We start from the raw sequence: 17,567 nt of genomic DNA, 5'->3' as shown, positions 1-17,567 counted from the left end.
CCGGTCTCAGGGCCGGCGCGCGCGGCCGAGCAGCAACTCCGAGACCGGCATCGGCGCCCAGGCCGGCAACGTGAACTCCCGCCGCGACGTGTCGACTTCGAAGCCCGCCGCGACGATCGAGCGCTCGGTGTCCCGGTGCGTGTGGCAGTTGCCGAACAGCCGCGGCCACACCGTCGCATCGACCAGACGCTGAAAGCGGCCCCGCGCGCCGGCACTGGCGACGTGCTCGAGATACCGCAGCTCCCCGCCCGGCCGCAGCAACGAAAACAGCCGCCGCAGAACACTTTCGGGGTCGCGTACCGAGCACAGCACCAGCGAACACACCACCGCGTCGAACGGCTCGGTGCCGCTGAACGTTTCGGCCGTCTCGCCGGTGACGATCACCCGCACGGGCACCGCCTGCGCCGCCGCGCGGGCCTGCGCCGCCAGCCGCGGTTCGGGTTCCATCGCGATCACCTCGTCGACGGAGTCCGGGTAGTGCGGAAAGTTCGTGCCGATTCCCGCGCCGACTTCCAGCACCCGGCCGGACAGGCCGGCCAGGTTCTCCCGGCGCATCGCCCGGATCGACTCGGCTTCATGGGTGGCGACGACCGGCCAGACCCGCGCGAAGAAGGGGTTGTCGACCACCATTGTCATACCGTTGCGCACCTTCCGACTCGCTTGTGCCCCACACTAAGTTGCCGACGACCCGCCGGTCGGCCTTAACCGATATTGGGTACCGGCTCGGCGACCACCGGCGCGGGGAGCTCGACGGGGTCAGCGACCGGCGCGAGGTGATCCACGGTTTCGTCGGCCGCTCCCTCGCTGATCCCGAACCGGTCGTGCAGCCACGCCAGCGGCCTGGGCGCCCACCAATTCCACCGGCCCATCACGTGCATGAAGGCCGGCACGACCACCATCCGCACTAGGGTGGCATCGGCGAACACGGCGAGCGTCAGGCCGAGGCCGAACATCCGCATGAACGAGACGTGGGCCGCGATCAGCGCGGCGAAGGACATCGACATCACCAGGGCGGCCGCGGTGATCACCCGGCCGGTGCGGGCGACGCCGAGCGCCACGCTCTCGTCATTGGCGGCGTGGGCCTGTTTCGCGGTCGGTTTCGCCGGCCGGGCGGCGCCGGACGCCAGCCAGTACTCGCGGATCCGGGAGAGCAAAAAGACCTCGTAGTCCATGGACAGCCCGAAGGCGATGCAGAACAGCAGCACCGGCATGTTGGCCACCAGCGTCCCGCTGGGCGTGGTTCCGAGCGCACCGAGATGGCCGTCCTGGAAGATCCACACCAGGGCGCCGAAGGCCGCCGTCAGCGACAGGAAGTTGCAGGCCAGCGCCTTGGCCGGCAGCAGCACGCTGCCGGTGAGCAGGAACAGCAACACGAAGGTGATCGCCGCCATCAACCCCAGGACCAGCGGCAGCCGGTCGGTCACGGCGTCGACGCTGTCGCGGTTGACCTGTGCCACCCCGCCCATCTCTACGGACCGGCCCGCGGGGCCGGGCACCGCGTGCAGCCGCCTGAGCTGGGCGTCGTTCGCCGTCGAAAACAGCGGCGCGGTGCTGCTGACGGTCAGAAAGGCGCTGCCGCCGGCCAGCCCGGTGGGCCCGGCGGGCGGTCCCACCCGGTTGCCGGCCGCGAAGGTGCCGGCGGGGGCGGACACCGACGACACGTCGGCGACCCGGGACAGCGCGGCGGCGTAGGAGTCGAAGTCCGTGGGATTCAGGCCGGCGGCGTCGGGGATGACGACGGGCACCGACGTCGCCGAGTCGTGCGCGAAATCGTTGCGTAGCCGATCACCGACCTGATGCGCCGACGCCGACCGCGGCAGCACCCGGTCGTCGGGGAAACCCCACGTCACACGCAGGAACGGATACCCGAGCAGCAACAGCAGGGCGACGACGGTCAGCCCGATCGGGGCCCAGCGGCGCATCACGAACTTGGTGGACCGGTACCAGAAGAGTTGCTCGACGGGCTTGTGCATCGGTTCGGGACGCCGCAGCATTCGCCGCATGAACCGGCGCACGTCGAACGCGTCCAGCCTCGGCCCCAACAGGACGATCGCGGCCGGGGTGATCACGATCGAGGCGGCCGCGACGAAGGCAACGGTGGCCACGCCGGCGTAGGCGAACGACTTGAGGAAGTACATCGGGAACGCCACCGTCGCCGACATCGACAACGCCACGGTGACCGCGGAGAACAGCACTGTGCGGCCGGAGGTGGCCATGGTCCGGATGAGCGCTTCTTCCCGGTCGTGGCCCTCGGCCAATTCGTCGCGGTAACGGCTGACGATCAGCAGGGTGTAGTCGATGGCCAGGGCCAGGCCTAGGGCGGTGCTCAGGTTGAGGGCGAAGATCGAGACTTCGGTGGTGAAGGTGATGAGGCGCAGCACCGACATCGAACCGACCACGGCCAGCGCGCCCAGCGCCATCGGCAACGCCGCGGCCAGCAGCCCTCCGAACACCCAGATCAGCACCAGGAAGCTCAGCGGGAGCGCGATCATCTCCATCACCAGCAGGTCGGCCTGGTTCTGCGTGTTGATCTGCGCGTACTGCATCGCCGCGCCGCCGGCGCGGACGGTGACGCCGTCGCGGTCGTGGATGTACTGGTCGGCCAACGTCTGGGCGTTGCTCTGCGCGTAGTTCTCGCCGCCTTTGAGGTTGACCACGACGAGTCCGGATTTGCCGTCGCGGCTGACCAGGTCGGCCGCGGCCTGGGGCGGGACGGTCCACGGCGACGAGACGTTGTAGACCAGCGGGGACCGCCGCAGCTGGTCGACGAGGTCGGTACCCACCTTGCGCGTCTGTGCGCTGTCGCTGCCGTCGGGGGCGGTCACCAGAATCAGCACCTGCTGGCCGCTCTGGCCGAACTTGTCGCTCAACACGCCGATGGCGTGGGCCGACTCCGAGTCCGGGTCTTGGAAACCACCCGGCGACAAGCTCTTGGCGACCGGGACGCCGAAGATCGCGGCGGCGATGAACACCAGGACGCCGGTCGCGAGGATGCGGCGGGGCGCCCTGATGGCGACTCGGGCGATTTTTTGCAGCATTGTTGAGCCCTTCCGCTGCCGGTGCCCCGTTGCGCTGGCCGCTGGCGTGTCCGCGTCAACGTAACAAACGCTAGTTTCCACGCGTCGAACAGTGTTCTCTCTAAAGACGGAATCGGCCGCCCCAACCGTTCAACGCCGCGTTTTAAACCGCTCCGACAATAAGAGTCCGGCCAGAAAAATGTGTCGCAACTAAGCAGCTCACGGGCCAAATCGGGGCGCGGCCGCCGGTCAACCTACCCGCGGGTAAATTGCCAAGGTTTTCCGAATCGTGACTCAAAGATTCCTTAATGGTGGCCCATACGCTCAGTGTCATGTGGATCGACGACACAAGTGCCGACGTCATCAAAGTTGACTTCGAAGCCCTCTACCACGGCGACGTCCTGGTCGAAGGCGAGACCTCGGAGCAGTTCGACGAACTGCAAGCCGCGAGCTGAGGCAGACCATGAGCATGCTCGCACGCCTGTTGATGGCCGAACCCAACGTCAGTCGATGGTTCCGCAAGTAATCATTGAGCCTGGTAATGAAAGCCCCCCGCAGATGCGGGGGGCTTTCGCTTTGCCGGACGGACCGCGGCTCAGCGCGGCGCCATGCGAATGGCGCCATCCAGGCGGATGACCTCGCCGTTGAGCATCGGGTTCTCGACGATGTGGACGGCCAGGGCGCCGTATTCGTCGGGATCACCCAGTCGCGCGGGGTGCGGCACCTGCTTGCCCAGCGACGCCTGCGCCTCCTCGGGCAGCGATCCCAGCAGCGGGGTCTTGAACAGGCCCGGCGCGATGGTCACCACGCGGATGAGCTCGCGCGACAGGTCGCGCGCGATCGGCAGGGTCATCCCGACCACGCCGCCCTTGGACGCCGAGTAGGCGGCCTGGCCGATCTGGCCCTCGAAGGCGGCGACCGAGGCGGTGTTGATGATGACGCCCCGTTCCTCGCCGATCGGTTCGGTCTTGGCGATGCGCTCGGCGGCCAGGCGCAGCACGTTGAAGGTGCCGATCAGGTTGACCCCGATCACCTTCTTGAAGCCGTCCAGCGGGAACGGCCCGTCCTTGGACAGGGTCTTGATGGCGTTGCCGATGCCGGCGCAGTTGACGTTGATGCGCAGCGTGCCCATCGACTCGGCGGCGTCCAGCGCCTTGCCGACCGCGGCCTCGTCGGTGACGTCGGCCTCGACGAATCGCGCGCGATCCCCCAGCTCGCGGACCGCGTCTTCACCGCGCAGGTCGATGACCACCACCTGAGCGCCGCGGTCGAGCAGTCGCTTGGTGGTCGCCAGGCCCAGGCCCGACGCGCCCCCGGTGACGACGGCAACGGCGTCTTTGATCTCCATTCGAGTCCTTTCCTGATTCCCTGGATTCCAGCCAACTGGTTGGTTGGGGACTATACCCAGTCGTTGAGTACCGCCTCGGCGTCGGTCGCCGGCGCCGCCGGACGTGGCGTCTCCGGCGCGGTGCGGGAGAACCGCGGCGCCGGTAGCGGCTGCAGTCCCCCGTCGACTTCGTAGAAGGTGTTCCGCTCGGTGATGTGCGGCTCGGTCTGCACCTCGCCGAACGCCAGCACCGGCGTCACGCACGCGTCGGAGTCGGCGAACACCTTGGCCCAGTGGTCGCGGTCCTGGCTGGCGAACTTCTCGGTGAGCACCGCGCGCAGCTCGGGCCAGCGGCCGACGTCGTTCTGCCCGGGCAGGTCGGCGCCGTCCAGGCCGAGGCCGGTCAGCATGGCGGCGTAGAACTGCGGCTCGATGGCGCCGACCGCGACGTAGCGCCCGTCGGCGCATTCATAGGTGTCGTAGTAGGGCGCGCCGCCGTCGAGCAGGTTGGTGCCCCGGGCGTCGGTCCACATGCCCGAGGCCCGCATCTGCCACATCATCTGGATCAGCACGCTGGAGCCGTCGACCATCGCGGCGTCGACGACCTGCCCCTTGCCCGAGGTCTGCCGCTCCCACAGCGCGGACAGGATGCCGAGCAGCAGGAACATCGAACCACCGCCGAAGTCACCCACCAGGTTCAGCGGCGGGACCGGCCGTTCGTTCGCCCGGCCGATGGAGTGCAGGATGCCGTTGAGCGAGATGTAGTTGATGTCATGACCCGCCTGCTGGCTGCGCGGGCCGGTCTGGCCCCAGCCGGTCATCCGCGCGTACACCAGCCGGTCGTTGACCTTCGCGCAGTCCTCGGGACCCAGGCCGAGCCGCTCGGTGACGCCGGGGCGGTAGCCCTCGATCAGCACGTCGGCCTTGGCGATCAGCTTGAGGACGAGGCCGCGGCCCTCCTCGGATTTCAGGTCGGCGGTCACCACCCGCCGGTTGCGCATCATGGCGTCCTTCGCGACACCACCGGGACCCGAGGACGGGCGGTCGATGCGCACCACGTCGGCCCCCAGATCCCCGAGGATCATCGCGGCGTGCGGGCCGGGGCCGATGCCGGCCAGCTCGACAACACGCAGTCCCTTCAACGGTCCAGCCACGATCCACCGACCTTTCGTCCGCATTGACGCCGTCGACCGTTCGCTACCAAACAACCGGTCGTTCGACATCTTCGCAGCCGTGCCGGAAGGCCGCGCACCCCGGTCACTTATGGTGAGCCCATGCCTTCATCCGCGATCGCCACGCTCGCTCCCGTCGCAGGACTTGACGTCACGCTGTCCGACGGAGTGTTCTCGGTGATCATCAACCGGCCCGACAGCCTGAACTCGCTGACCATTCCCGTGATCACCGGCATCGCCGACGCGATGGAGTACGCGGCCACCGATCCCGAGGTCAAGGTGGTGCGGATCGGCGGCGCCGGGCGCGGCTTCAGCTCCGGCGCGGGCATCAGCGCCGACGACGTCTCCGACGGCGGCGGCGTCCCGCCGGACGAGATCATCCTCGAGATCAACCGGCTGGTGCGCGCGATCGCCGCGTTGCCGCACCCGGTGGTCGCCGTGGTGCAGGGACCGGCGGCCGGCGTGGGCGTCTCGATCGCCCTGGCCTGTGACGTCGTATTGGCTTCGGAGAGCGCGTTTTTCATGCTCGCCTTCACCAAGATCGGGTTGATGCCCGACGGCGGAGCGTCGGCGTTGGTGGCGGCCGCGATCGGCCGCATCCGGGCGATGCAGATGGCGCTGCTTCCGGAACGGCTGACGGCCGCCGAGGCGTTGTCGTGGGGCCTGGTCACCGCGGTCTACCCGGCCGAGGATTTCGACGCCGAGGTGGACAAGGTGATCGCCCGGTTGCTGAGCGGCCCGGCGGTCGCCTTCGCCAAGACCAAACTGGCGATCAACGCGGCCACGCTGACCCAGTTGGATCCGGCCCTGCAGCGCGAGTTCGACGGACAGTCGGTGCTGCTGAAATCGGCCGACTTCGCCGAGGGCGCAACGGCCTTCCAGCAGCGGCGCGCCGCCAAGTTCACCGACCGCTGAAAGTTGTTGCGCTAATCGGCCGCAACGCTTAGCCCGCTCTAGATGAGGTAACCCTCCCCGTCAGACACCCTGACGAACGACGGAGGATCGATGCCCGAACAGGTGCGGTGCCTGGTGACCGGAGCGACCGGCTATATCGGCGGGCGCCTGGTGCCGCGGCTGTTGGACGACGGTCATCGCGTCCGGGCGTTGGCCCGCAACCCCGACAAGCTGGCGCAGGTGCCGTGGCGACAGCGGGCCGAGGTCGCGCGCGGGGACCTCGGCGATGTCGATTCGCTGAGCGCCGCTTTCGACGGCATCGACGTGGTGTACTACCTCGTCCACTCGATGGGCGCCTCGAAGGATTTCGCCGCCGAGGAAACCCGCGCCGCCGGCAACGTCGTGACGGCCGCGCGGCGCGCCGGGGTGCGGCGGGTGGTGTATCTGAGCGGGTTGCATCCCGAAAACAGCGATCTCTCACCGCATCTGGCGTCGCGCAAGGCGGTCGGGGACGCGCTGATCGATTCCGGTATCGAGACCGTGGTGTTGCAGGCCGGGGTGGTCATCGGCTCGGGGTCGGCGTCGTTCGAGATGATCCGGCACCTCACCGACCGGTTGCCGGTGATGACGACGCCGAAATGGGTGCACAACAAGATCCAGCCGATCGCGGTGCGCGACGTCCTGCACTACCTGGCCGCGGCGGCCACCGCGCCGGTGCCGAAATCGCGCACCTGGGATATCGGCGGGCCCGACGTGTTGGAATACGGCGACATGATGCGGGTCTACGCAGAGGTCGCCGGGTTGGGCAAACGCTACCTGTTCGTGCTGCCGTTTCTGACCCCGGCGATCGCCAGCCTCTGGGTGGGCACCGTGACCCCAATCCCGGGGGGGCTGGCGAGACCACTGGTCGAATCGCTGGAATGCGATGCCGTGATGCGCAATTCGGACATCGACGACATCATCGGACCGCCGCCGGGCGGCCTGACCGGCTACCGCCGCGCCGTCGAGTTGGCGCTCGAACGCGGCGCGCGTGGTGTTCCCGAACCCACGTGGTCATCGCTGCGGTCCGAGCCGGCCGGGGCGCTGCCCACCGACCCGACCTGGGCGGGCGAAATCGTCTACACCGATGTGCGCACGGCCGAAACCGCCCTCGAACCCGACACCTTATGGACGGCCGCGGAGCACGCGGTGAACTCACGGACAACCGACTGGAAGGTCGAGGAGCGCGTGCCGGGAGCCCTGCTGCGGCTGCGTTCCACCAAGCGGGCGCCGGGGCGGGAGTGGCTCGAGATTGCGGTCACGCGGGACGGCGATCGCGGGAGCCGGTATACCCAGCGGTCGGTCTTTCTGCCGAGGGGCATTCCTGGGCGGGTGTATTGGTTCTTCGTTCGGCCCGTCCGCACCGCCGCGATGCGTGCGCTCGCGCGTGAGGTCGTCGGGTCGGCCCGATAGCCGGCGCTAGACCCCGAACATCGGGGGCAGCACGAGCACCATGATCAGCCCCCACACCAGGTGGGTGAGCACCGGCGCCAGGACACCGCCGGTGGCCCGGCGCTCGAACGCGCACACCGTTCCAAGGATGATCGCCGCGAAGCCGAGCATCGGGTTGCCGCTGGCCAGCGTCGCGCAGGTATAGAGAACCGTCGAAATCACGAGCGGGTGGTAGCGGCCCAGGGCGGTGTAGAGCGCGCCGCGGAAAAAGAGCTCCTCGGCGACGCCGTTGATCAGCGTGATCGCCACGATCACCGGATACCACCCGTGGTGGGCGTAGAGCAGGACCCGGGTGATCAACTCCGCCACGGGCGTGATCTGCCGCGCGATCGATCCGCCCACGATGAACGCGCCGCCCACCAACAGGCCGATGCCGGTGCCGGTGATGACCGGCCGCTGGTTGCGGCCGCGCCAACAGATGCCGCCCAGGTGCAGCGGCCCGGAGATCAGCGCGCCGGCCGTCCACACCCCCGCGAGCAACAGGGTCAGCCAGTAGAAGCTCGCATCCCCCGGATGCCGCCGCAACGAGAACCCGAGCACCGCGGCACCGAGGACCACCGTGATGGCCACGATGACGCGGCGGCGCCGCACGATGGCCGGCGACTCATTATGGGGGACCGCAACATTGGTGACCGCACGGCGAAACTCGGTGAGGACGCCGGTCTGGTATGGGCTCGTCGACTGACTCATGCGGGACGCACCTTCGGGGTCAGGGCGATCAGGATGTCGAGGCCGGTGCGGACGGCTCCGGCCACCGGTCCGGGGACCCGGTTCACCAGTCCCAGGGTCGGCCGCACGACGGGTGGGGTGACTCGACGGGCGAGCCGGCGGATGCGCAGCGCGTCGCCACCCGCCCAGGCGGGATCGGTGTTGGCGAGGTGGTGCGGGTCGGCCAGGGCGTTGACCGGACGCGGCCGGTGCTTGGACTGGCCGGCCAGGGCCAGGGCGATGGACTCGTCGATGCCGAGTAGGCCGCCGGGCGGGTCGGGAACGCGATCGCGCAGGCTGCTGGCCGAGGCCACCATCGGGTGGTCGAGCGATTCGACCAGGTCGCCCGCCAGCCCCGGCGGCACGGGCAGCGCGACGCCGGTGATCAGCGACGCCAGCGTGGTGCCGATCCTGCCGACCGGCAGCCCGGTGTGCCAGCGCCCGGAGACGCGCGCGTACGCCTTGAGCAGGTCGCGGTAGGACGTGGTCTCGGGCCCGGCGATGTCGTATGCGCCGGCGGGCACCAGGTCCGGGTCGGCCGCGGCGACGAGATAGTGCAGCACGTCGCGGATGGAGATGGGGTCGATCGGGTTGTCCATCCAGCTCGGGATGGGAATCAGCGGGAAACGGTCGCCGACGTAGCGCATCATCTCGAATGACGTCGAGCCGGCGCCGATGATGATCGCCGCGCCCAGCCACACCAGCTCGGGGCCGTCCGGGAGGGTGAGCGCCTCGGCCACCTCGGCGCGGCTGGTCAAGTGCTCGGACAGGTCTTCGTCGGCGGGCACGAAGCCGCCCAGGTAGACGATGCGGCCCACCCCGGCGTCGCGGGCCGCCGCCGCGAAGTTTGTCGCCGCAGTCTTGTCGGCATCGCGAAAATCCGGCTGACCGATCGCGTGTACCAGGTAATACGCCACGTCGACGGGCCCGCAACCGGCGAACGCGGCGGCCAGCGACGCGGGGTCGGCGGCATCCAGCTTCACCGGTGTGACGTCGTCGAACCAGCCGAAACGGTTGAGGCGCGCCGGGTTTCGAGTCGCGGCCGCCACCTCGTGCTGATCGGCCAGCAGCGCGCTGACCAGGCGCGATCCGACATAACCGGTGGCACCGGTGACCAGAGCCCGCATACCCCGACCCTAACCGGACGACGCCGCGCGGTGCGCGCGGCGTGCGCAGGAGTCGGGCAATCGCGCGAAGTGGGGCGCCCACGCGGTGTTCACCTGAACCAGCGGCGCGGCGGCACCGTCACCTGTACATGGTCGCGCTGAAGAATCCGTCCGTTGCCGGCGTTGCGGTGAAGTTTCCACCCCATCGCTATACCCAAAGCGAAGCCATCCGCGCGCTCACCGACATCGCCGGTCCGGACTTTCGGCGTTTCGCCTCGAGCAGCGGGGTCGAATTCCGCAATACCGCGCTGCGGCTGCCGCGCTACCGCGAGCTGAGCGGATTCACCGAGGCCAACGACGCCTATCTCGAGGTCGCGCTGGACCTGGGCGAGCAGGCGCTGGAGGCCGCGCTGGACGAGGCCAAGGTCAAGCCGTCGGAGCTCGACATCGTGTTTTCCACGACGGTCACCGGGCTGGCGGTTCCCACGCTGGAGGCGCGGCTGGCGACGCGGGTGGGGCTGCGGCCCGACGTCAAACGCGTGCCGCTGTTCGGCCTGGGCTGTGTGGCCGGTGCGGCCGGCGTCGCGCGCATGCACGACTACCTGCGGGCGTTCCCCGATCACACGGCCGCGTTGCTCGCGGTGGAGCTGTGCTCCCTGACCGTGCAGCGGCAAGACCGGTCGGTCGCCAATCTCGTTGCCACCAGCCTGTTCGGGGACGGGGCGGCAGCGGTGATCACCGAAGGGGCCAACCGCGCCGGCCGGGAACACACCGGTCCCCGGGTGCTGGCCACCCGCAGCCACCTCTATCCCGATACCGAGGACATCATGGGCTGGAAGATCGGCAGCGACGGCTTCCGGATCGTGCTGTCCGCCGACGTCGCCACCATCGCCGAGAAATACCTGGGCGACGATGTCCGCGATTTCCTCGCCGACCACGGCCTGACCCCGCGCGATGTGACGGCCTGGGTGTGCCACCCCGGCGGACCGCGGGTGATAGAGACCGTCGAGAGCGTCCTGGACCTCCCCCCGGGCGCTCTCGACCACACCCGAAACTCGCTGCGCGAGAACGGCAATCTGTCCTCGGTATCGGTGCTCGACGTGCTCGCGACCACCATCGGCGATGCGCCCCCGCCCGGCTCGATCGGGCTGATGATCGCGATGGGCCCGGCGTTCTGCTCCGAGCTGGTGCTGCTGGCCTGGTAGCGCTGGGAGAGACTGTAGCCATGTATTACCTGCTGGTGCTGGCGGTCGCGCTCGAGCGCGTGGCCGAACTGGTGGTGTCCACCCGCAATGCGCGATGGTCATTTACCAAGGGCGCCAAGGAGTTTGGCCGATCCCACTATCCGGTGATGGTGATCATCCACACCGCGCTGCTCCTCGGCTGCCTCATCGAGCCGTGGGCGCTGCACCGGCCGTTCATCGCATGGCTGGGCTGGCCGATGCTCGCGGTGGTGGTGGCCAGCCAGGCGTTGCGCTGGTGGTGCATCACGACGCTGGGCCGGCGGTGGAACACCCGGGTGATCGTCCTGCCGCAGGCGCCGCTGGTGCGTCAGGGCCCCTACCGCTGGCTGCACCACCCGAACTATGTTGCAGTGGTGGCCGAAGGGGTGGCGTTGCCGCTGGTGCATACGGCGTGGCTGACCGCGACCATTTTCACGCTGGCCAACGCCGCGTTGCTGAGGGTGCGCCTGCAGGTGGAAAACTCCGCGTTGGGTTACACGTGAGCGATTACGACGCGGACCTGTTGATCGTCGGCGGCGGCCCGGGCGGGCTGGCCACCGCGTTACACGCCCGCCGCCAAGGACTTTCGGTGATCGTGGCCGAGCCGCGGGACGGCCCCATCGACAAGGCGTGTGGCGAGGGGTTGATGCCGGGCGGCTTGGCCGAATTGACTTCGCTGGGCGTGGATCCCGTCGGCATGCCCTTTCACGGGATCGCGTACGTGAGCGACCGGCGGCGCGCGCAGGCGCGGTTTCGCGGCGGGCCGGGGCGCGGCGTGCGCCGCACCACGTTGCACGCGGCGCTGGCCGCGCGCGCCAAAGAGCAAGACACCGACTGGATCCGCACCCGGGTGACGAGGGTGGCCCAAGACGCCCACGGCGTCTCGGCCGCCGGCGTGCGCGCGAAATGGTTGATCGCCGCCGACGGGCTGCATTCGCAGGTGCGCCGCGCCGTCGGAATCACCGCGACGGCGGGGACGCCGCGGCGCTACGGCGTGCGCTGGCACTACCGGGTGCCGGCGTGGTCGGACTTCGTCGAGGTGCACTGGTCGCGCTGGGGCGAGGCGTACGTGACCCCGGTCGAGCCCGAGCTGGTCGGTGTGGCCATCCTGTCGCGCGGCCGGCCGGACCTGGCGTGGTTCCCGCGGCTGGCCCGCCAACTGCACGGCGCCGCCCCCGGGCAGCCGCGCGGCTGCGGCCCGTTGCGGCAAGTGGTTTCGCGTCGGGTCGCGGGGCGCGTGCTGCTGGTCGGGGACGCGGCCGGCTACGAGGACGCGCTCACCGGCGAGGGCATCAGCCTGGCGCTCAAGCAGTCCGCCGCGGCGGTCGACGCGATCGTCACCGAGAGGCCGGCCTCCTACGAGAAGGCGTGGCACCGGATCACCCGCGATTACCGGCTGCTCACCCGCGCGCTGGTGCTGGCCAGCACTCCGCAGCTGGTGCGCCGCGCGGTGGTCCCGACGTGCGCGCTGCTACCCGCGGTGTTCGGCCGCGGGGTCAACATCCTGGCGGGCTAGCGCACCGTCACCAGCGTCCGTGGTCCGTACGGCTAGCGCGCCTTCCAGACCGGCTCCCGCTTCTCGGCGAAGGCCAGCGGTCCCTCTTTGGCGTCCTCGGACCTGAGCAGGGCCTTCATCTCGCGAATCGTGCGTTCCCAACCCGGTTCGTCGTCGACGACGACACCGTCGTCGACGCCGTAGGCGACCCGCTTGCTGGCCTGCACCGACAGCGGGGCGTTGACGGTGACGCGCTCGGCCAGGGCCAGCGCGGCGTCCAGCACCGAACCCTGCGTAGCGATCTCGTTGATCAGGCCCCATTCGCAAGCGGCGGCCGCGCTGATCGGTTCGCCGGTCAGCAGCAGCTGCATCGCCACCTTGCGCGGCAACTGCTCGACGATGCGAAAGACCCCACCCGCGGCGGCGATCAGCCCGCGCTTGACCTCGGGCAGCCCGAACTGTGCGCGTTCGTCGGCCACCACCAGGTCGCTGGCCAGCGCCAGCTCGGTGCCACCGCCCAGGGCGGTGCCGTTCACGGCCGCGATCGTGGGCTTGTCGATGAAGTGGTGGACGTATCCGGCGAAGCCCCATTCGGGATGGTCGGGGTGGTACAGGTTCTCCCGGCGCGCGATCGCCTTGAGGTCGGCCCCGGCGCAAAAGGACTTGTCGCCTGCGCCGGTGACCACCACCGCCCGCACCTCGGGGTCGTGCTGCGCCTCTTCGAGCGCATCCCCGAGGCCGATGCTGACGGCGGCGTTCACCGCGTTGCGGGCTTCCGGCCGGTTGATGGTTATCACCATCACGTTGCCCCGGCGCTCGGCCAGGGCCCCCGGCGCTTCCGTCACAACAGTTCCACGATGGTGGCGTTGGCCTGGCCGCCACCTTCACACATGGTCTGCAAACCGTACTGAATTCCCTTGTCCCGCATGTGATACAGCAGTGTGGTCATGATCCGGGCGCCGGATCCGCCGAGCGGGTGACCGAGCGCGATCGCGCCGCCGTTGGGGTTGAGCTTGTTCTCGTCGGCGCCGATGTCCTTGAGCCAGGCCAGCGGAACCGGCGCGAACGCCTCGTTGACCTCGTAGGCGCCGATGTCGCCGATGGACAGCCCGGAACGCTTGAGCACCTTCTGGGTGGCCGGGATGGGCGCGGTCAGCATGATCACCGGGTCGGCCCCGGCCAGCGTCGCGGTGTGCACCTTGGCGATCGGCTTGAGCCCCAGTTCCTTGGCCTTTTCGGCGGACATGAACAGGATCGCCGCCGAGCCGTCAGAGATCTGCGACGAGTTGCCGGCGTGGATCACGCCGTCTTCCTTGAAGGCCGGCTTCAGCGAGGCCATCTTCTCCATCGGCGTGCCGCGGCGGATGCCTTCGTCCTTGAGCACCACGTTGCCGTCCTGATCCTTGATGCCCACGATCTGGTCGTCGAAGGCACCCGAATCCTGTGCGGCGGCGGCCTTTTCGTGCGAGTCAAGGCTGAACTGGTCCAGCGTGGTGCGGTCCAACCCCCACTGCTCGGCGATCATCTCCGCGCCGATGCCCTGGTTGGGGATCTGACCTTCGTAGCGGTCCAGGAAGGCCTGGGGATACGGGCGCCCGCCGTTGGCCAGCGACGCGCCCATCGGTGTCCGCGACATCGACTCGACACCGCCGGCGACGACGACGTCGTAGTGCCCGGCGATGACGCCGGCGGCCGCGAAGTGGATGGACTGCTGGCTCGAGCCGCACTGACGGTCCACGGTCACGCCCGGGACGGTCTCGGGCCAGCCGGCGGTCAGCAGCGCGGTGCGGCCGATGTCGAGGGCCTGCTCGCCGGCCTGCATGACGCAGCCCCAGATGACATCGTCGACCAGGGCCGGGTCGACGCCCGCCTTGTCGACCAGGCCGTTGAGCACCTGTGCGGACAGATCCGCCGGGTGCACCCCGGACAATCCGCCGTTGCGCTTGCCGATCGGTGAACGCACTGCCTCGACGATGACGGCTTCAGCCATGGTCTTGTCTCCTTTGACACGTGGACTTCGAAAAATGTGGAGTCTTGCGTCGATTGTCAACCAAGGGGTTGGGCGGGCGAAGCCCGGGGTGTGGTTCTGGCACGCAAGCCGGCGGACCCGGTCACGTCACGGCGCCCACGCGACCGATGCGTATCGAGTCCAGGTGACCGAATACTTTGCCAAAAGCGCTATCGCATGTGCTAGCGCATTCGACAGTCACGAAATGGTCGCTGAGACAGCCGCTTTGGCGGCGCGACCGCGCCGAGGAGAACCGAAATTGCCGCCACGGTCGCGATCAGCCCGAAAACCGCGACCCTGACGGCAATCTCGCCGAAGGGTGATTCCTAGCCGGCGGGGTAGGCCACCGACTTGACCTCGGTGTACTGGTCGAATCCGGCCACACCGTTCTGGCGTCCTATGCCGCTCTCCTTGTAGCCGCCGAACGGCGTGTCGGCACCGTAGGGGGCCCCACCGTTGACGCCCATGAAGCCGGCCTTGATCCGGCGGGTCACCGACAGCGCACGCTCGAGGGAACCGGCGAACACGTTGCCGGCCAACCCGTAGACGCTGTCGTTGGCGATCCGAATCGCGTCCTCCTCGTCGTCGAACGGGATGACCGAGAGCACAGGGCCGAAGATCTCCTCCTGCGCGATGGTCATCTTGTTGTCGACGTTGGTGAAAAGCGTTGGCCGGATGAAATATCCCTTGTCGAAACCGGTCTCGGCGCCGGGGCCGCCGACCAGCGCCGTGGCGCCCTCTTCGACGCCCTTCTCGATGTAACCGGTCACGCGGTCGAACTGCCGTTGCGAGATCACCGGCCCGCACAGCGTTCCCGGGTCCTGCGGGTCACCGCACGTGACGTTCTCGTAGATGTTCTTCAGGATCTCCACGCCCTCGTCATAGCGGGACCGCGGCAGCAGCAGCCGGGTGGGGTTCGCGCACCCCTGACCGGCGTGCATGCACGGCGCGATGCCCACCATGCACGCCGTGCCGAAGTCCGCGTCCTCCAGCACGATGGTGGCCGACTTGCCGCCGAGCTCCAGGAACAGCCGCTTCATGGTCGCGGCGCCCTTTTCCATGATCCGCTTGCCGACCACCGTCGATCCGGTGAACGAGATCAGGTCGACCTTGGGCGACAGTGTCAGCTCCTCGCCCACGAAGTGGTCCGAGGCGGTGACGACGTTGACGACGCCGGCGGGGATGTCGGTCTTCTCCGCGATGAGCCGGCCCAGCCGGGTCGCGTTGAACGGCGTGTTCGGTGCGGGCTTGAGCACCACCGTGTTGCCGGTGCCCAGCGCCTGGCCCAGCTTGTTGAGGGTGACCTCGAACGGGAAGTTCCACGGCACGATCGCCCCGACCACGCCCACCGGTTCCCGCCACACCTTGCGGGTGGTCAGCGTGCCGGTCAGGCTGATCACCTTGTCGCCCAGGTCGGTTTCCCACGCGTACTCATCGATCAGCCGGGCCGGGTACTTCAGTCCGTCTTCCAGTGGCGCGTCCAGCTGGGGCCCGAAGGTGATGGCCCGGGGCGAGCCGACCTCGAGGATCAGCTCCTCGCGCAGTTCTTCCTTTTCCGATTCGATCGCCTCGTGCAGCTGCAGCAGGCAGCGCTTGCGCAACTCCTTGTTGGTCGACCAGTCGGTCTCGTCGAAGGCGCGCCGGGCGGCGTCGATGGCCCGGTGCATGTCCTCCTTGGAGGCATCGGCCACCTCGCCCAGCGGCTCTTCCGTCGCCGGATTGATGTTCGTGAAGGTGCCGGCCTGCCCGTCGACGAGCTTGCCGTCGATCATCATCTTCGGCTCGAAGCGGACCTTTACAGCCTCAGTCATATCTGTCACTCTCTTCTGGGTCGTTGAGGGGCTACGGAGAGCCTTACCGGAAACTAGCCGATTGGCAAGTTGCAACCGCTGCCGGGCTGGTTACCGGGGGTCGAAGAGCACTGGAACCGACGTCGGTGACCGGAAGACCTGGCCGCGGATGTGCGGGTCCTCCCCGTCGGGATCCAACCGAAGATTCGGCAGCCGGTCGAGCAGCAAATTGATGGCGGTGCGCATCTCGAGGCGCGCCAGGTGCATGCCGAGGCAGACGTGCACGCCGTGCCCCCAGCCCAGGTGTGCGCGGGCCTCTCGGTGGATGTCGAACCTGTTCGGATCGGGATAACGATCCTCTTGCCGGTTCGCCGAGCCGAGCATGGGCATGACCGTCGCCCCGGCCGGGATCGACACGCCGCCGAGTTCGGTGTCGCGCGTCGCGACCCGGGTGATGGTCAGCAGCGGGGATTCCCAGCGCACGCCCTCCTCGATCGCCTGGGGCAGCAACGATCGGTCGGCGCGGATGGCATCCAGCTGCGCCGGGTTCGACACCAGCGCCAGAAGCAGGCTGCCCAGCGCGCGGTAGGTCGTCTCGACGCCGGCCGGCAGCAACAGCCGCAGGAACGAGAAGATCTCCTCGTCCGCGAGCTTCTCCCCGTCGATCTCGGCCGCGCCGAGGGCGCTGATCAGATCGTCCTTCGGCTCGGCACGGCGGGCCTCGAGTATCGGCGCGAAGTACTCGCACAGCGCGGCCGAGGCCGCAAGCCCGCGTTCGGGATTCATCAGCCAGCTCAACAGCGAAATCGACCAGCGCTGGAACTGTGGGTAGTCCTTTTCCGGCAAGCCCAACAACCCGGCGATGATCTGGCTCGGGTAGTCGAAGGTGAATTCCTTGACCAGATCGGCCTTGCCGTTGGGCGCGAACTTGTCGATCAGGCTGTTCGCCACGCGCCCGACCAGCTCGTCCTGCCAGCGCGCCAATGACTTCTGCGAGAACGCTTTCGACACCAATGAACGCAACCGGCCGTGGATCGGCTCGTCCATGCCGAGCATAACTCCCTCACCCAGCACGGGACCGAATGCGGCGATGACCGCGGCCGAGGAGAACGTCTCGTTGTCGCGCAGCATCTGCTGGATGTCCTCGTGGCGATACACGATGAACATCGGCAGCGATTCCTCGTGCGGAAGCGCTCCCGAGGTCTCGAGGCGCTGCACCGGTTCCTCGCGGCGCAGACGCGCCAATTCGGTGTAGGGATCACGCACGTCACCGGATATCGCGTCGTCGAACGCGCCGAAATCCGCTAGGTCGTCGAAAAGTTGTTCCATGATTGCC

Annotated in this window: 16 protein-coding genes; 6 read left to right on the top strand and 10 right to left on the bottom strand. The window is 68.6% G+C overall.

Features of this window, described 5'->3' with window-relative positions:
* Positions 1-6: 6 nt before the first annotated feature.
* Both AC5Y5B_RS05565 and AC5Y5B_RS05560 read right to left on the bottom strand, forming a co-directional pair.
* Positions 7-636 carry a class I SAM-dependent methyltransferase gene (locus AC5Y5B_RS05565; RefSeq protein WP_112634186.1) on the bottom strand — a complete coding sequence of 210 codons (630 nt, stop codon included), beginning with the start codon at positions 634-636 and terminating at the stop codon, positions 7-9.
* A 65-nt stretch (positions 637-701) separates the two neighbouring features.
* Entirely contained in the window at positions 702-3,038 is a 2,337-nt protein-coding gene (locus AC5Y5B_RS05560) for an MMPL family transporter (RefSeq protein ID WP_205869158.1), read from the bottom strand.
* Positions 3,039-3,349: 311 nt separating this feature from the next.
* Between AC5Y5B_RS05560 and AC5Y5B_RS05555 the strand changes: the two genes are divergently transcribed.
* Entirely contained in the window at positions 3,350-3,472 is a 123-nt protein-coding gene (locus tag AC5Y5B_RS05555; protein ID WP_003878506.1) for a hypothetical protein, read from the top strand.
* 140 nt (positions 3,473-3,612) lie between these two features.
* Here the strand turns inward: AC5Y5B_RS05555 and AC5Y5B_RS05550 are convergent, their stop codons facing one another.
* Positions 3,613-4,365 carry a 3-hydroxyacyl-CoA dehydrogenase gene (locus AC5Y5B_RS05550; protein WP_112634187.1) on the bottom strand — a complete coding sequence of 251 codons (753 nt, stop codon included), beginning with the start codon at positions 4,363-4,365 and terminating at the stop codon, positions 3,613-3,615.
* A 50-nt stretch (positions 4,366-4,415) separates the two neighbouring features.
* The gene (locus AC5Y5B_RS05545) at positions 4,416-5,498 is read right to left on the bottom strand and encodes a CaiB/BaiF CoA transferase family protein (protein ID WP_112634213.1); all 1,083 of its coding nucleotides are present in this window, start codon (positions 5,496-5,498) and stop codon (positions 4,416-4,418) included.
* A gap of 120 nt (positions 5,499-5,618) precedes the next feature.
* On the opposite strand from AC5Y5B_RS05545, the gene AC5Y5B_RS05540 reads away from it, so the two are divergent.
* Both AC5Y5B_RS05540 and AC5Y5B_RS05535 read left to right on the top strand, forming a co-directional pair.
* Complete coding sequence (locus tag AC5Y5B_RS05540) at positions 5,619-6,431, top strand: enoyl-CoA hydratase (protein ID WP_500004255.1); 813 nt, start codon at positions 5,619-5,621, stop codon at positions 6,429-6,431.
* A gap of 90 nt (positions 6,432-6,521) precedes the next feature.
* Positions 6,522-7,862 carry a DUF2867 domain-containing protein gene (locus AC5Y5B_RS05535; protein ID WP_500004253.1) on the top strand — a complete coding sequence of 447 codons (1,341 nt, stop codon included), beginning with the start codon at positions 6,522-6,524 and terminating at the stop codon, positions 7,860-7,862.
* A gap of 6 nt (positions 7,863-7,868) precedes the next feature.
* Here the strand turns inward: AC5Y5B_RS05535 and AC5Y5B_RS05530 are convergent, their stop codons facing one another.
* Positions 7,869-8,591, bottom strand: a complete 723-nt coding sequence (locus AC5Y5B_RS05530) for a CPBP family intramembrane glutamic endopeptidase (protein WP_112634190.1) — start codon at positions 8,589-8,591, stop codon at positions 7,869-7,871.
* Complete coding sequence (locus AC5Y5B_RS05525) at positions 8,588-9,736, bottom strand: NAD(P)H-binding protein (RefSeq protein WP_500004249.1); 1,149 nt, start codon at positions 9,734-9,736, stop codon at positions 8,588-8,590. Before AC5Y5B_RS05525 ends, AC5Y5B_RS05530 begins: the two co-directional genes overlap by 4 nt.
* Positions 9,737-9,864: 128 nt before the next feature.
* On the opposite strand from AC5Y5B_RS05525, the gene AC5Y5B_RS05520 reads away from it, so the two are divergent.
* From AC5Y5B_RS05520 to AC5Y5B_RS05510, 3 genes are read left to right on the top strand one after another with little or no spacing between them, the layout of a single operon-like run.
* Complete coding sequence (locus tag AC5Y5B_RS05520) at positions 9,865-10,920, top strand: type III polyketide synthase (protein ID WP_112634192.1); 1,056 nt, start codon at positions 9,865-9,867, stop codon at positions 10,918-10,920.
* A gap of 20 nt (positions 10,921-10,940) precedes the next feature.
* Positions 10,941-11,441: an isoprenylcysteine carboxyl methyltransferase family protein gene (locus tag AC5Y5B_RS05515; RefSeq protein ID WP_112634193.1), complete on the top strand. Its 501-nt coding sequence runs from the start codon at positions 10,941-10,943 to the stop codon at positions 11,439-11,441.
* Positions 11,438-12,454 (top strand): NAD(P)/FAD-dependent oxidoreductase, encoded by a 1,017-nt coding sequence (locus AC5Y5B_RS05510; protein ID WP_112634194.1) that lies wholly within the window; start codon positions 11,438-11,440, stop codon positions 12,452-12,454. Before AC5Y5B_RS05515 ends, AC5Y5B_RS05510 begins: the two co-directional genes overlap by 4 nt.
* Positions 12,455-12,486: 32 nt before the next feature.
* Here AC5Y5B_RS05510 and AC5Y5B_RS05505 read toward each other — a convergent pair whose 3' ends face one another.
* The 4 genes from AC5Y5B_RS05505 to AC5Y5B_RS05490 form a co-directional block, all read right to left on the bottom strand.
* Entirely contained in the window at positions 12,487-13,278 is a 792-nt protein-coding gene (locus tag AC5Y5B_RS05505) for a crotonase/enoyl-CoA hydratase family protein (protein ID WP_500004243.1), read from the bottom strand.
* Positions 13,275-14,423: a thiolase family protein gene (locus AC5Y5B_RS05500; protein ID WP_112634196.1), complete on the bottom strand. Its 1,149-nt coding sequence runs from the start codon at positions 14,421-14,423 to the stop codon at positions 13,275-13,277. Before AC5Y5B_RS05500 ends, AC5Y5B_RS05505 begins: the two co-directional genes overlap by 4 nt.
* Positions 14,424-14,767: 344 nt before the next feature.
* Entirely contained in the window at positions 14,768-16,252 is a 1,485-nt protein-coding gene (locus AC5Y5B_RS05495) for an aldehyde dehydrogenase family protein (RefSeq protein ID WP_500004241.1), read from the bottom strand.
* 90 nt (positions 16,253-16,342) lie between these two features.
* Positions 16,343-17,560 (bottom strand): cytochrome P450, encoded by a 1,218-nt coding sequence (locus tag AC5Y5B_RS05490; RefSeq protein ID WP_500004239.1) that lies wholly within the window; start codon positions 17,558-17,560, stop codon positions 16,343-16,345.
* Positions 17,561-17,567 lie beyond the last annotated feature (7 nt).

It is taken from the genome of Mycobacterium sp. NGS33 (assembly GCF_059812885.1).
The sequence above is the reverse complement of the archived record's forward strand: the minus strand, read 5'-3'. Positions and strand labels throughout refer to the sequence as shown.